The organism is Enterococcus sp. DIV2384 (assembly GCF_050534975.1).
Classification (GTDB): domain Bacteria; phylum Bacillota; class Bacilli; order Lactobacillales; family Enterococcaceae; genus Enterococcus; species Enterococcus faecalis.
This window is the reverse complement of the sequence record NZ_CP172905.1, coordinates 984,385-999,480: the sequence shown is the minus strand read 5'-3', so window position 1 is coordinate 999,480 and position 15,096 is coordinate 984,385. Positions and strand designations below refer to the sequence as shown.

At 37.9% G+C, this 15,096-nt stretch carries 14 protein-coding genes and 1 other RNA gene; 6 read left to right on the top strand and 9 right to left on the bottom strand.

Going from position 1 to position 15,096, the window contains the following annotated elements; all coding sequences use genetic code 11:
* Positions 1-17: 17 nt before the first annotated feature.
* The 5 genes from IGK54_RS04960 to IGK54_RS04940 all read right to left on the bottom strand — a co-directional run bounded on the left by IGK54_RS04960 (position 18) and on the right by IGK54_RS04940 (position 4,455).
* Positions 18-1,514, bottom strand: coding sequence for a carboxypeptidase M32 (locus IGK54_RS04960; RefSeq protein ID WP_010707698.1), 1,497 nt, complete (start codon positions 1,512-1,514; stop codon positions 18-20).
* Positions 1,515-1,531: 17 nt separating this feature from the next.
* Positions 1,532-2,695 carry a THUMP domain-containing class I SAM-dependent RNA methyltransferase gene (locus tag IGK54_RS04955; RefSeq protein WP_002357989.1) on the bottom strand — a complete coding sequence of 388 codons (1,164 nt, stop codon included), beginning with the start codon at positions 2,693-2,695 and terminating at the stop codon, positions 1,532-1,534.
* Between the two features lie 237 nt (positions 2,696-2,932).
* Positions 2,933-3,301: RNase P RNA component class B (gene rnpB, locus IGK54_RS04950), an RNA gene on the bottom strand.
* 107 nt (positions 3,302-3,408) lie between these two features.
* Positions 3,409-3,819: a cell division regulator GpsB gene (gene gpsB / locus IGK54_RS04945; protein ID WP_002357990.1), complete on the bottom strand. Its 411-nt coding sequence runs from the start codon at positions 3,817-3,819 to the stop codon at positions 3,409-3,411.
* 93 nt (positions 3,820-3,912) lie between these two features.
* A complete protein-coding gene (locus IGK54_RS04940) occupies positions 3,913-4,455 on the bottom strand; it encodes a DUF1273 domain-containing protein (RefSeq protein WP_113848409.1) in 543 nt (180 codons plus the stop codon).
* A 62-nt stretch (positions 4,456-4,517) separates the two neighbouring features.
* Here IGK54_RS04940 and recU point away from each other — a divergent pair, with 62 nt between their 5' ends.
* Positions 4,518-5,135 carry a Holliday junction resolvase RecU gene (recU, locus tag IGK54_RS04935; protein ID WP_002388848.1) on the top strand — a complete coding sequence of 206 codons (618 nt, stop codon included), beginning with the start codon at positions 4,518-4,520 and terminating at the stop codon, positions 5,133-5,135.
* A 41-nt stretch (positions 5,136-5,176) separates the two neighbouring features.
* Positions 5,177-7,513: a PBP1A family penicillin-binding protein gene (locus IGK54_RS04930; RefSeq protein ID WP_048949591.1), complete on the top strand. Its 2,337-nt coding sequence runs from the start codon at positions 5,177-5,179 to the stop codon at positions 7,511-7,513.
* A gap of 83 nt (positions 7,514-7,596) precedes the next feature.
* Here the strand turns inward: IGK54_RS04930 and IGK54_RS04925 are convergent, their stop codons facing one another.
* The 3 genes from IGK54_RS04925 to IGK54_RS04915 all read right to left on the bottom strand — a co-directional run bounded on the left by IGK54_RS04925 (position 7,597) and on the right by IGK54_RS04915 (position 10,646).
* Complete coding sequence (locus IGK54_RS04925) at positions 7,597-9,207, bottom strand: CTP synthase (protein ID WP_002357995.1); 1,611 nt, start codon at positions 9,205-9,207, stop codon at positions 7,597-7,599.
* A gap of 307 nt (positions 9,208-9,514) precedes the next feature.
* On the bottom strand, positions 9,515-10,132 hold the full coding sequence (gene rpoE / locus IGK54_RS04920) for a DNA-directed RNA polymerase subunit delta (protein ID WP_002357996.1): 618 nt from the start codon (positions 10,130-10,132) through the stop codon (positions 9,515-9,517).
* Positions 10,133-10,208: 76 nt separating this feature from the next.
* Positions 10,209-10,646: a DUF1934 domain-containing protein gene (locus IGK54_RS04915; RefSeq protein WP_002382132.1), complete on the bottom strand. Its 438-nt coding sequence runs from the start codon at positions 10,644-10,646 to the stop codon at positions 10,209-10,211.
* 331 nt (positions 10,647-10,977) lie between these two features.
* Between IGK54_RS04915 and IGK54_RS04910 the strand changes: the two genes are divergently transcribed.
* The 3 genes from IGK54_RS04910 to yidA are packed head-to-tail and all read left to right on the top strand — an operon-like array spanning position 10,978 to position 13,991.
* Positions 10,978-11,793: a lipoate--protein ligase family protein gene (locus IGK54_RS04910; RefSeq protein WP_002385999.1), complete on the top strand. Its 816-nt coding sequence runs from the start codon at positions 10,978-10,980 to the stop codon at positions 11,791-11,793.
* Positions 11,790-13,160, top strand: a complete 1,371-nt coding sequence (locus IGK54_RS04905) for a dNTPase (RefSeq protein ID WP_002357999.1) — start codon at positions 11,790-11,792, stop codon at positions 13,158-13,160. The genes IGK54_RS04910 and IGK54_RS04905 overlap by 4 nt, the downstream gene beginning before the upstream one ends.
* Before the next feature lie 18 nt (positions 13,161-13,178).
* Positions 13,179-13,991: a sugar-phosphatase gene (yidA, locus tag IGK54_RS04900; protein WP_002377829.1), complete on the top strand. Its 813-nt coding sequence runs from the start codon at positions 13,179-13,181 to the stop codon at positions 13,989-13,991.
* 63 nt (positions 13,992-14,054) lie between these two features.
* Here yidA and IGK54_RS04895 read toward each other — a convergent pair whose 3' ends face one another.
* Entirely contained in the window at positions 14,055-14,501 is a 447-nt protein-coding gene (locus IGK54_RS04895; protein ID WP_002363716.1) for an NUDIX hydrolase, read from the bottom strand.
* Between the two features lie 148 nt (positions 14,502-14,649).
* Between IGK54_RS04895 and gloA the strand changes: the two genes are divergently transcribed.
* Positions 14,650-15,024: a lactoylglutathione lyase gene (gloA, locus tag IGK54_RS04890; protein ID WP_002358003.1), complete on the top strand. Its 375-nt coding sequence runs from the start codon at positions 14,650-14,652 to the stop codon at positions 15,022-15,024.
* Positions 15,025-15,096: the final 72 nt, after the last annotated feature.

Below are 15,096 nucleotides of genomic sequence, written 5' to 3'. Positions count from 1 at the left end.
CCCCTTGCTTGTTTCACTTATTGCACTTGATAAACATCAAAATAAATAGCTTTCATATAATCAATTAAATAACTAGGATTCAATTCTTCTCCCGTTGCATCATAAATTAATTGATTTGGTTTACGTGAAGCGCCGTACTGATGAATATGTTGTGTTAACCATTTACGGATATCAGAATAATCCTCCGAAGCTAAAATTTCATCAACAGATAATTCTTGTTTCATTGCGTGAAATAGTTGCGCGGCGTACATATAACCCAAGGCATAAGATGGGAAATAACCAAAGCTACCTCCAGACCAATGAACATCTTGAAGGACACCTTCTAAGTCATTTTCAGGTGATACGCCTAAGTACTCTTGGTATTTTTCGTTCCACACTTTTGGCAAATCAGCGACTTCCAAAGAACCATTAAACAACATTTTCTCAATTTCATAACGAATAATGATATGCAAAGGATAGGTGAGACTATCGGAATCAATCCGAATCAAACTTGCTTTCGTTTCTTTTAAAGAAGCATAGAAATCTTCAAAAGAAATATCATCAAAAGTACCTTCTGCGCATTCTTGGAAAAACGGGTATTGTTTTTGCCAAAAAGCCCGGTTGCTACCAATGATAATTTCATTAAAGAGCGATTGTGATTCGTGAATCCCCATAGAGGCACCTTCGCTTAGCGGCGTAAAGTCAAATTTAGGATCAAAATTTTGTTCGTACATCCCATGACCCGCTTCATGAATCACACCAAATGTTGCCATTGAGAAATTATTTTCTTCCCAGCGCGTAGTAATCCGCGCATCATTTCGATTTAGAGCTGTCATAAATGGATGAACTGTATCATCTAATCGGCCTTTTGAAAAATCATAGCCTAATTGCTCAACCACACCAATCACAAAACGGCGTTGTTGTTCTTTGGTCATTTTTCTAGATAAAAAGTCAGTTCTAGGCGGCGTACCTTTTTCTGCTAAAACGGTCCGAATCTCTTGAATCCCTTGTTTTACTTGGTCGAATACTTGGTCTAGTTTCTCAACCGTCATCCCTGGTTCAAATTGATTTAATAACACATCATACGGAGTTTTTTCTTCTTTTTGCCAATAAGGAATGAACTCTTTTTGGAACGCAACGACCTTCGTTAAGGTTTCTTCTAACAAGCCGAAATCTTGTGCAGCGCGTGCTTTTAGCCAATCTGTATGTGCTTGGTTTAATACTTTAACATATTCTTGCATACGTTCAGCTGGAACATTTTTATTCAAAGCATATTCTTCTTTTACTTTTTCAAAAACCAGTTTCCCTAATTCAGATAATTCTTCAGGGCGTGTCTCAAAATAGGCCAATGCTTCTTGAATAACTGGGCCAATACTTCGTTCAAAATATAATCCGGTTAAATACCCTTCTACTTCTCCTCGAAAAGGACTACTTTTTTCTGGCATCCCAGTTGATGAATCCCAGTCTAATAATGTCAAGGCATTTTTTAGTAATTGAATTTCTTTCACTTCTTGTAAAAATACAGCTTCCTTCATTTTTTACACCAGCTTTCTTAGTCTTCCCGTGGTTTTCTTGGTGGACGTGTTCCCCAGTATTGGAATAAATCTGTTCGTAAGGCTCCGTTGTAAAGCTTCCGTTTTTTAGTAGCTTTGGCACCATAATATTCTTCAAAAGCAAGATCACTCGTCAGTATATACTTGCTCCAAGTAGTTAACGGACGGAAAACATGGCCCATTTCTTTATACAAACGGCGAACACTTTCCTCTTCTCCTAAACGCTCACCATAAGGCGGGTTAGCTACCATTACACCATATTCCTTCTCGGTTGTAAAATCTTTTAAGGCCAATTGTTTAAAGGTAATTGAATCACCTAAACCAACTTCCTCAGCATTCGCTCGTGCGACTTCAATCATTCGCCCATCAACATCTGAACCACAGATATCTAATTCAACATCGTAGTCTGCCTTTGCCTCGGCTTCGTTACGTACTTTTTCAAAAATTGCTGGATCAACCCAATCCCATGTTTCACAAGTAAAACTACGATTAAAGCCAGGGGCAATGTTATGGCCAATTAATGCTGCTTCAATACAAATCGTTCCAGAACCACAAACTGGATCATAAAAAGGACGATCTTTGCGCCAATTGGTCAACATCACTAAAGCAGCTGCCATGTTTTCCTTAAGAGGTGCGCCCCCCTTTTCAATGCGATAGCCTCGTTTAAATAAACTTGGTCCAGTCGTGTCCAACGTCAACGTCACTTTATCTTTTAGAAGAGCCACTTCTAATTTAAACAAAGCTCCTGTTTCGGTTAAAGGCACCGTCGCTGGACGATGGTAAACTTCTCTTAAACGGTTAACAATGGCTTTTTTGGTGATGGCTTGGCAATCAGGAACACTATACAATTTTGACTTAATTGATTTACCTGCAACTGGAAATTCTGCATCTAAAGGCAAATAATCTTCCCAAGGAAGTGCTTTAACTTTTTCAAATAATTCATCAAAACTATAGGCGTTAAATTCGCCAACGACGATTTTAATCCGATCTGCTGTCCGTAGCCATAAATTGGCAGTAGCAATTGTTTCAACAGTGCCTTCAAAGACGGCCCGGCCATTTTCTACTTCACAGGGAATCCCTAAATCACGCAATTCTTTTCCAACTAATGCTTCTAAGCCACTAGCAGCTGTTGCAACAAGTTTGAATGTTTTTTCTTTCGTCATAAAAACTCCTTCTTGACTCTTTTTTATTGTCTGAAGCTAACAGTCCTGCCGACTACTGCTCCGCTTGTTTTTTGTAATTGTCCGCTTTCTCTGAACTAAACGGTCCTGTCCCGGCCTCTTTAGAACAGACAGCTTACTACTTTTATCTCAGTTTCTTTATTTTAACATTTTTTTATTCTTTTCGTAAAAAAAGCCTTCACAACTACGTTGGAAGGTCTTCCTGAATTACTTGTAATTTTCTATAAGCCATGTTCTGTATCACCAATTCTTCAGGAAAAATTGGTGACGGTCATCATCTATCTGCAGAGTAAACTCTGCCTCTTCTACTCGTTCATTTCCTTTAGAAGAGCGCCCCTACCATTGTTTGGGTTGCTCGCTCGAGGGGTTTACCGCGTTCCACCGATGGAGTTTCCCACATCGCTTCGTCACTGTGGCACTTTCAAGGATACTTTGACATAGTCGAAACCTTAGTCATTTTTCCTGCCGTTACTCTAAAAGAGTACCTTAGCTTATGATTTCGCTAAGCACGAACACTACAAGCATCTCAGCTTGTGCGAGCATGGACTTTCCTCAGCTTGCAAAAGCAAACCGCGATCACCCGAAAATTACAAATCTGTTTAAACGAACAGCAAAAATTTATACACTAAAACAAGTGTCCGCTATTCTAACAAATGCTTTTTGTTCCTTGTGAAAACTTGACTTAAATTGTCTTGTTAAAATTGACGTGTTTGTGCATTATCAACATCATGGTTCGCTGGTTCTGCAGTCATTGACGGTGCAGAAGGCGTTACAGGTGTTGAAGGTGTTTCATCTAACTTTTTACCAAAAACTTCACGCTCTAAGTTTGATAAACGTTTTAAAATATCAAAGTTGGTCACTGCTGCACTTTTTGGTACTTCTTGAGCAACACGAGGCGTTGGTTGGGCTTTTGATAATTGGTCTAATTTTGCCATTAAGCGGCTGTTTTCTTCTTGCAAGCTTAATAATTCTTTATTATAAGCTTCGTAGTCTTTAATAACATTGTCTAAAAATTCGTCTACTTCAATTGGGTCATACCCGTTCATCATTTTCGTTTTAAATTCTTTTTGTAAAATGTCTTTAGGACTATATACTAAATTTGCCATGTTTACACCTCATTTGTTTATTTACGATAGAAAATTTCATAGTTCCACAAATACTATTGTAACGAAAAATAGCTAGAAAATCAAACAGATTCTCTAATCAATCACCGAGTTTTGTAAATCATCCATTGTAATTAAGCGAATATCATAGGGTTCTCGTTCCAAAAAATGTTGTGCGTCCTTTAAAAAATACTCCGTTTTGCCAGGGTACTCTTTGTCATAAATAAGTAAGCTGCCTCCAGAATGTTCCAAAAGAAATTTTGTATGCATTTTTAATTGTGCTGGCGATTGATAGGGCTGGTGACTTACTGAGTTGATATAATCAGCCAAACTTTCCGCTTTCGTTAACAGTTCTCGATTTTGTTCATTCCAATTATTGCCAAAGTCTTTAAATGGATAAAGCAAACCTAGCTGGACTTCTGGATATTCCGTTTTTAATTCCCCAACTACTTCTGCTGTCCAAAGTTCAACACCTAAATTGCCAGAAATCAAAATCCATTCTACTCCCGCTTCAATATAACTGGCTAACTCTTTTTTTAAGACATTTTTAATAACTGTGATTTTCGGGTCTTTTCCTTGAAATATCCCCAATTCAAAGCTGCGATAACCGGTGACATAGAGGGTTTTTATCATTTCCATAAGTCATCCCTTTTCTTTCAGGTCTTTTTTTTGGTATAATACAGGCTAGGAGTGTGATAAACGTGACGTTCCATTATCCTAACGGAATACCTTATAATCATCATGAAGCACAATCACCAAAAAAACAAGTAAAAAAGAAACGCCCCGTTGAATTTGGTAATCGCGGGATGGATTTCGAAGAAGCGATCAATCAAAGCAATCAATATTATCTATTGAATAAGCAAGCAGTCGTTCATAAGAAACCCACTCCTGTTCAAATTGTTAAAGTAGATTATCCCAAACGAAGTGCGGCTGTTATTAAGGAGGCCTACTTTAGACAAGCTTCAACGACTGATTATAACGGTGTATATCAAGGCCGTTACATAGATTTTGAAGCGAAAGAAACGAAAAACACCACGTCCTTTCCCTTTAAAAATTTTCATCAACATCAAATTGATCATATGGAACAATGTATAGCACAACAAGGGATTTGTTTTGTGCTATTATGGTTTTCAAGCTTAAAACGCTGCTTCTTTTTTAGTGGTGAAAATCTAATAACGCATTGGAAAAACCAAGCTGTTACTGGAAAAAAATCTATGCCGCTTGCACTCATCGAGAAAGAAGGAATTGAATTATCTTTTGGAATCGCACCGCGAATCCCTTATCTCGACGCAGTGGAACAATATATTCAGACACACTAGATTCATAAAGTTTTGAAAGTATAACAAAGGAGTTGCTATTTATGCCAACCGCAAATTCAGGCTCGCGAGCTGCTAGACATGCATCCAACACCTCATCGAAGTCGAGTTACAAGAAAAAGACACAACCGCCGAAAAAGAAAAAACGGCTTGTTTTAAAAATCTTTCTTGGCTTACTTATCGCTGGGATGGTCGCTTTTTTAGCAGGCGTTGGTCTTTTTTGGTTCTATGCACGACAAGCCCCAAAATTAGAAGATGACAAACTGAATGCGACAGTTTCATCGAAGCTTTACGATATTAATAATGAAATTTTTGAGGATTTAGGCGCAGAAAAGCGTGAATTAATTCAACCAAATGATGTGCCTCAATTATTAAAAGATGCCATTGTTTCTGTCGAAGACCGTCGTTTCTATAAACACATTGGTGTGGATCCGATTCGGATTATCGGTTCTGCCCTTTCAAATGTCAAAAATGGTGGATTACAAGGCGGAAGTACCTTAACCCAACAATTAATTAAATTGTCCTACTTCTCTACAAAAGAATCTGACCAAACCTTGAAACGGAAAGCACAAGAAGCATGGATGGCTGTTCGTTTAGAACGTGAAAAATCAAAAGAAGAAATTTTAACTTACTACATTAACAAAGTCTACATGGCGAATGGTTTTTATGGAATGGAAACAGCGGCTGAAAATTATTATGGTAAACATTTATCTGAACTTGATTTACCACAAACGGCCCTACTGGCAGGAATGCCACAAGCGCCAAACTCATACGATCCCTATACAAAACCAGATACTGCTAAAGAACGCCGGGATGTTGTACTCTACACAATGTACGACAATAAAAAAATCTCGAAAGCAGAGTACGAAAAAGCTAAAGCTACCCCGATTAATGAAGGCTTAGTGCCATTAAAAGCCAGTGATGACAATCGAAAAGTCGTAGATAATTACGTCAAAGAAGTAATCAATGAAGTGAAAGCAAAAACTGGTAAAAATGTTTACACAGACGGACTAGATATCTACACAAACTTAGATATGAATGCCCAAAAACAACTTTACGATATTGTCAACAGTGATCAATACGTTGCGTTTCCAGATGATAAAATGCAAGTAGCTTCAACCGTTATTGATGTTGCCTCTGGACAAGTCCGAGCACAAATTGGGGGTCGTAACATTCCTGATGATGTGCAATTAGGAAACAATTTAGCTGTTAACACCCAACGTGATGTTGGTTCAACCGTGAAACCAATCATGGATTATGGTCCCGCAATTGAGAATTTAAATTATTCGACAGGTCGCCTCATGGTGGATAAACCAACGAAATATCCTGGTACCGACATTGATGTCTTCAACTCTGATTTAACATACCAAGGCGTCATTACTATGCGCCGTGCGATTATGGGTTCTCGTAACACCACCGCGGTCCAGACGTTTGATGAAGTTGGTAAAGAAAACATCATGCCTTTCATTAAAGGGCTAGGAATTGACTATAAAAACTTAGAAGCCTCGAATGCCATTTCAAGTAACACAAGCGATGTAGATGGCGATAAATATGGAATTTCCTCATTGAAATTAGCAGCAGCTTATGCGGCTTTCGCCAATAACGGGATTTACAACAAACCGTATTACGTAAACAAAGTCGTTTTCAATGATGGAACTAGCGTTGATTATCAACCTGATGGTAAACGTGCGATGAAAGACTCTACCGCCTATATGATGACGGATATGTTAAAAGATGTTTTAAACGGCGGAACAGGATTTAACGGCGCCATTCCAGGCTTAATCCAAGCGGCCAAAACAGGGACTTCTAACTATACTGATGAAGATTTAGCGCGAATGGGCACAACAGAAAAAGGAATTGCCCCGGATAGTACCTTTGTTGGTTATACAACACACTATGCCGTTTCTGTTTGGACTGGATACAATGATCGAAATACACCAATCTATCAAGAATACTATGGGATTGCCTCGGATGTTTACCGTGAAATAATGAGTTACTTGTCTCAAAATGTTTCAAACGATGACTGGGTGCAGCCAGACAGTGTTGTGCGGGTAGGTAATGAATTATACGTGAAAGATGCCTATGAGGTACCAAATGTACAAGTTTTACCAAGTACTACCTCTTCAGCACCACAGCCGGAATCTAGCAGTACGGTGGAATCCTCTTCCACAAAAGAAGCGGAAAGTTCATCAAGTTCTAGTTCAGAAAGTGCGCCTTCTTCCTCTGAAGCGCCACCATCAACCGAACAACCGGCAAGCTCTTCCTCAGCAGAGCAACCGGCAACATCGGAACAACCACCTGAACCATCAAGTTCTAGTTCACAAGAACCACCGCAACCACCTGAAAGTAGTTCTAAACCAGATGAAAATAAAGCAGCATAAAAAGTACGGGGCTCATGATGAGCCCCGTACTTTTTTAGATTAAAAATGGACGAAGTGAACTGAATCACTTCGTCCATTTTTGCTTATTTACTTTCTTTATTTGCCAAAGCTGCACCAACAAATCCTTTGATTAAGCGTTGTGGGCGATTTGGACGAGAAATTAATTCTGGGTGGAATTGACAAGCCACAAAAAATTGTTTTTCAGGAATTTCAACAATCTCAACTAAACGATTATCTGGTGAAACTCCAGAGAAAACTAAGCCATTTTCTTCAAATAATTGACGATATTTGTTGTTAAATTCATAACGATGACGGTGACGTTCTTGGACAACATCTTCATTTCCGTATGCTGCCGCAGTTTTCGTTCCTTTTTTCAATTTACATGGATATAAACCTAAACGTAGTGTGCCACCTAAATTCTCAATGTTTTCTTGATCTGCCATTAAATCAATAATGTTATTTGTCACGTCAGGATTAGTTTCTGCAGAACCAGCATCTTCTAAGCCCACAACGTTACGACCAAATTCTACACAGGCCATTTGCATACCTAAGCAAATGCCAAGGAATGGTACGTCATTTTCGCGAGCAAAACGAATCGCTTCAATTTTTCCTTCAATTCCACGATCACCAAAACCACCAGGAACCAAAATACCATCTGCTGAACCAATTCTTTCAGCGACATTTTCAGCAGTTAATTCTTGTGAATCAACCCAATCAATTTCGATATCTGAATCAAAATCAAACCCAGCATGTTTTAATGCTTCTACAACAGAAATATAGGCATCTGGTAATTCAACATATTTACCAACCAGCGCAATTTTTGTTTTCTTTTTCAAGTTAAGAACTTTTTCTTCTAATGCACGCCACTCAGTCATGTCTGCAGCCGGTGCGTCCAATTTTAAATGATCACAAACAATTTGATCCATGTTTTGTGCTTGAAGTGCTAATGGAATGGAGTACAATGTTTCAACATCACGAGATTCAATTACCGCTTCTGGATTAACATCACAGAATTGTGCTAATTTGTTTTTAGTGTTTTGAGAAACAGGTAATTCTGTACGGACCACTAAAATATTTGGTTGAATCCCTAAACTTCTTAATTCTTTGACACTATGTTGTGTTGGTTTAGTTTTCATTTCGCCAGCCGCTTTTAAGTAAGGAATCAAGGTTGTATGGATGTACATTACGTTGTCACTACCCATATCAGCTTTCATTTGACGCAATGCTTCTAGGAAAGGTAATGATTCGATGTCGCCGACAGTACCACCTACTTCTGTGATAATCACATCGGCATCCGTCATTTTCGCTGCACGCATAATTTTTTCTTTGATTTCATTGGTAATGTGTGGAATAACTTGCACTGTTGCACCTAAGTATTCCCCTTTACGTTCTTTACGTAAGACTTCTGAATAAATTTTCCCAGTGGTTACGTTTGAGTATTTATTTAAGTTAATATCAATAAAACGTTCATAGTGACCTAAGTCCAAATCTGTTTCGGCACCATCATCTGTGACAAAAACCTCTCCATGTTGGTAAGGACTCATTGTCCCCGGATCCACATTAATATATGGATCGAATTTTTGAATCGTTACTTTTAATCCACGATTTTTTAATAATCGTCCTAAAGATGCTGCGACAATCCCTTTTCCAATAGAAGAAACCACGCCACCTGTAACAAAGATGTATTTTGTCATAATAGTTAAAAACCCTTTCTTTGATAATATTTTGTAGAGAGAAGTAAAACAACTTTGAGACTCTTACGTTTCTCCAAATAAAAAAGAAACAAAAATAGAAAAGCTCCCTATCCATTACGAATAGGGAGCTTGTAAGTTCGTTCAAACTTCTGACCTTCTTAAAGGTGCCCAAGTAGTATAATACAAGCAAACGGACATCAGGTCAAGTACTTCTATTCAAGAAAATAATTTTTTCTATTTTCTCATTTTTCTTAAGCATTCAACTAAAAAGCTTGACTCCTTCTTAGGAATCAAGCTTTTTGGTTTCTTACTCTTCAGAATATTCGTCATCAAAATCGTCTTCATCTTCAACATCATCGTCATCAATGATTGTTAAATCTTCTTCGATTTGCGGAATGTCTTCTTCATCATCGTCTGAATCTGCACCAATCTCTTGTAAGTCAGAGTTGTATGCTTTGATTTCTTCATCTTCATCTTCTTCATCATCGTACAAGATGTCTTCTTCATCATCATTTGTTAATTCAGCATCTTCTGGATCGTCATCGTTATAGTCAATTACATCTTCATCGTTTGGATTAGTGATGAAGGCATTTACTTTTTTACGTTTTCTACGACGTGGTGCATCTTCTTCGTCTTCTTCCAAGCCATGTGTAACTTCTTCATCGATTGAATCGATTGGATACCATGAACGTAAGCCCCAACGATTGTCTCCCAATGAGATAAAGCTACCGTCGATGTTTAAATCTGTATAAAATTGTGCTAATTGGTCACGAATTTCACTATCAGACTTGCCAAGATAATTTTGGATTTGGTTAACTAAATCAGAAAAATCCATTACATCTGCATGTTGTTCTAAAATAGCGTGTGCTACTTCAATCATGGATAATTCTTTTTTGTTTAACCCTTCAAATACATTAATTTCCAAGAGGTACACGTCCTTTCACAGTCTACTCCTTATCATACAAAAACATTGAAAAAAAATCAATTCTATTCTGCAATATTTATGCAGTAAATTCTAATTCTAAATGATATTCTCCGATTCGCTCTGTTTGAGAGTATAAATCATAATCAACTAAAATCTTACCAGACATTGGTTGGTCTTTTAAACTAACACGCAAATTATGGGTAAACGTACTAATCTGCAGCAAGCCATAAGGGGTTCGATAACTTGTATCTAATTTTTCCTGATAGCCAAATCTTAAACGCATCCGTAATTCGCCGGCACGAATCAGCTGAACATGCCCGTCTGGTTCAATTTTAATGGTTACGGGGGTTGGTTCTGTATCCTCTAATAATTCTTCTTTGTAACGAATGTATAATGTATCACCCATTTTTACTAATTGACCTTCTAAGTCAAAGAAAAAATCTTTTTGTTCGTTGCCTTGTTGGACAATCGTTTTTAGTTGAATCGATACAGGAACGCCTGTTGATAAATCCATAATGGTCACTCCTTTTCCAAAATATAACTTTCTTATTGTTGACTTTTTCAATGTATTTGTCAACTAAAGTCAATTTTTCCTTGCTTATGTACCTTTTCTTATTGTATAAGCTCTTTTCACGGGTTGCAAGCATTTGTTTCATCTATTTAATAAGAAAACCGTTTACTATTTTAGAGAATTCCTTCAGAATTCGTTTATATAACATGCTTTTTTGCATTTTTTGTATATAATATAAGAGAGAGTAAGAAAATAAACGTATTAAATGACGTAATTATAAATAGACAGGACGTTTTTTATGAGCACAACTTTTCCCCTTCACACCGAATCATTTATGCTCCTTGATTCAGGTTGTTTAACAAACAGTGACTATTTTTTACCTTTTGCCTTGACCGATGTTTTAACCACTTTTTCAGGAATGCAGCACCAACCAATCATTCATTTCTGGCAATTGGATCAAGCAATGATTCTTGGCATGAAAGATACCCGTGTACCACATCTAAAAGAAGGCATCACTTCTCTGCAAGAAAACGATTATTCTGTAGTCGTTCGCAATGCCGGCGGTTTAGGGGTGATTGCCGATTCGGGTATTTTAAATGTTTCACTTATTTTACCAAATAATTCTGAACACAAATTAAGTATCGATGCGGCTTATGAATTAATGTGGGCTTGGCTCCGTCAGAGTTTTCCGGAGAAAGAGATTGACGCCTTTGAAATTACTACATCCTATTGTCCCGGTACTTATGATTTAAGTATTGGCGGTCAAAAGTTTGCAGGGATTGCCCAACGACGCGTCAAAGACGGTATTGCTGTCATGATTTACATCAGCGTTAACGGCAATCAACTTGCTCGTGGAGAAGTGGTTCGAGACTTTTACCTTGCTGGGTTACAAGAACAATTTGGTGAAAATGGCTATCCACCCGTTGATCCAGCAGTGATGGCAAATTTAGAAACCCTGATTGAGACTCCATTAACAATAGACGCCGTAAAAACCCGTTTAATCGAAGCATTACCTCAACAATTTGAAAAATCTATTGATCCAAACTTAACCGAACCAATTATAACCTCAGAATGGTTCCAAACAAATTTAACTGTCCAGCTGGAAAAAATGGCGCAACGAAACGCCTTAATTAAAGGAGAGATCGTATGACGATTCCGTATAAAGAGCAACGATTACCAATCGAAAAAGTTTTTCGTGATCCCGTCCATAATTATATTCATGTCCAACATCAAGTGATTTTAGACCTTATTAATTCTGCTGAAGTGCAACGATTACGTCGCATTAAGCAACTAGGCACTTCTTCTTTTACGTTTCACGGTGCCGAACATAGTCGTTTTTCCCATTCTTTGGGTGTTTACGAAATTACACGTCGGATTTGTGAGATTTTCCAACGTAACTACTCTGTGGAACGATTAGGTGAAAACGGCTGGAATGATGACGAGCGCCTGATTACACTTTGCGCAGCTTTATTACATGATGTCGGTCATGGTCCTTATTCACATACATTCGAGCATATTTTTGATACAAACCATGAAGCAATCACGGTCCAAATCATCACCTCACCAGAAACGGAAGTCTATCAAATTTTAAATCGTGTTTCGGCAGATTTTCCTGAAAAAGTCGCCAGCGTTATTACTAAACAATACCCAAATCCTCAAGTGGTGCAAATGATTTCTAGTCAAATTGATGCCGATCGCATGGACTATCTGTTACGTGATGCTTACTTTACAGGGACGGAATACGGAACCTTCGATTTAACTAGAATCTTACGTGTGATTCGACCCTACAAAGGAGGCATTGCCTTTGCTATGAATGGGATGCATGCGGTGGAAGACTATATCGTTAGTCGTTACCAAATGTATGTCCAAGTCTATTTCCACCCTGTTTCTCGTGGGATGGAAGTGATTCTTGATCATTTATTGCATCGGGCGAAAGAATTATTTGAAAACCCTGAATTTGACTATGATTTACAAGCCTCTCTGCTTGTACCATTCTTTAAAGGGGACTTCACCTTACAAGAATATTTAAAATTGGATGATGGCGTCCTCTCTACGTACTTTACACAATGGATGGATGTGCCTGATTCAATTCTAGGTGATTTAGCCAAACGTTTCCTTATGCGTAAGCCTCTGAAGTCAGCCACCTTTACGAACGAAAAAGAGAGCGCAGCAACGATTGCTTATTTAAGGGAATTGATTGAAAAAGTTGGTTTCAACCCTAAATATTATACTGCCATTAATTCAAGCTATGATTTACCTTACGATTTTTATCGTCCAAATAAAGACCGTCATCGTACACAAATTGAATTAATGCAAAAAGATGGCTCATTAGTGGAATTGGCAACGGTCAGTCCCCTAGTTGCAGCACTTGCTGGTCAAAGTCAAGGAGATGAACGTTTCTATTTCCCTAAAGAAATGCTTGACCAAGGAAATAAAAAACATTACGATTTATTTGATGAGACGTATCGTGAGTTTTCAAGTTACATTCATAATGGTGCGTTAGTTTTAAAAAAATAGGTTTTCTAGGAGGATTCTATGTCAATTAAGTTAGTTGCTATTGATATCGACGGAACATTGCTAAATTCACAACACAAGATTACCCCACGGGTCAAAGAAGCGCTCCAAAAAGCAAATGAGCAAGGCGTTCGTATTGTTTTATGTACAGGCCGTCCTTTGCCAGGCGTGAAAGAACAATTGGATGAATTAGCCTTATATGGTGAAAATGATTTCGTGATTACCTACAACGGTTCGCTTGTCCAAGCAACCAAAGATAATACGATTATTTCACGCTATACCTTGAGTTATGAGGATTTTTTAGAAATTGAAATGTATTCTCGTAAAGTCGGCGCTCACTTGCACACAATTGATGATTCCGCTATTTACACTGCCAATCGCAATATTGGTAAATATACGATTCACGAAGCATCTTTAGTGAACATGCCTTTGAAATATCGTACGGTGGATGAAATGACACCAGAGATGAACATTATTAAAATGATGATGATTGATGAGCCGGAAGTTTTAGATCCTGCCATTGCAAAATTACCATTACATTTTACCGAAAAATATACGACTGTTAAAAGTACGCCTTTTTACTATGAAATCATGAATAAAAATGCTAGCAAAGGCAATGCTCTAGCAAAATTGGCAGACCATTTAGGCTTAAATAAAGACGAAGTGATGGCCATTGGTGACAATGAAAATGACTTATCCATGATTGATTACGCTGGGATTGGTGTTGCGATGGGCAATGCGACAGAAAATGTTAAAACAATTGCTGATGTGCATACCACTAGTAATGACGAAGATGGTGTCGCTCAAATTATTGAAAAAATGGTTTTAATTTAAACATTCTTTTCAATAACAATAACCCTCAATCTAATCAACATAGATTGAGGGTTATTCGTTATTTTATGATGCTGCCGCTAGCCATTTTTCAACGGCCCAGCGGTGGCTTCCTCTTTTTAATAAACGGACTGCTTCTTCTGGTGCAACCCAGTGTAAAGTATTGGTCCTTTCTAAGGGTTCGCTAAGTTGCCGCCAAGTATTCGCTACATAAAAATAGCCAGGATTATAATAGGCCGTTTGGCGATGGTTCGAATAAAAATATTCATCAGCTTCCCCTAAATAACGGCCAATTTCTACACTAATTCCCAATTCTTCTAGCACTTCTCGATGGATCGCTTCTTCTTTCGTTTCGGTGCCTTCAATTTCGCCTCCTGGTAAAAAATAAGCTCCATTTGGCGCTTGTACCAGAACCATTGTGTTATTTTCTGGCTTTGAAACAATAATGTATGCAGCATATCTTGTTTGATAGGTCAATGTCTCTTCTCTTTTTCCAAACGTTGGCGTTTTCATTGGCGCACCTCTTCTCTTTTAATCTATTTTACCTGAGAAATTCCTTTAGAACAAGTCAGAAACCAAGCGTTTTTCTCTACATTTCACGTTTATCTATGCTACTATTAACGTTGGAAATATAATTAAGTTTGAAAGGGAGTTTTTAACTATGAAAATGGCTCATACATGTGTGCGTGTAAAAGATTTAGAGGCATCATTAGATTTCTATCAAAAAGCCTTCAATTTTGAAGAAAGTCGCCGTCGTGATTTTCCAGAAAATAAATTTACTTTGGTTTATTTAACTTTACCAGGAGACGACTACGAACTAGAACTAACTTATAATTATGATCATGAAGCATACGATTTAGGAAACGGTTATGGTCATATCGCCATCAGTACAGATGATTTAGAAGGATTACACGAAAAACATCAAGCGGCTGGCTTAACTGTCACTGACTTAAAAGGCTTGCCAGGAACTGCACCATCTTATTACTTTGTTGTCGACCCAGATGGTTATAAAATCGAAGTTATTCGTGAACGTTAAAAAGTTTCACTTGTTCACTTACTGAGCTTTTTGTGTTTGAGAGCTGTCCGAGACAAAACTTGTCTCGACTTC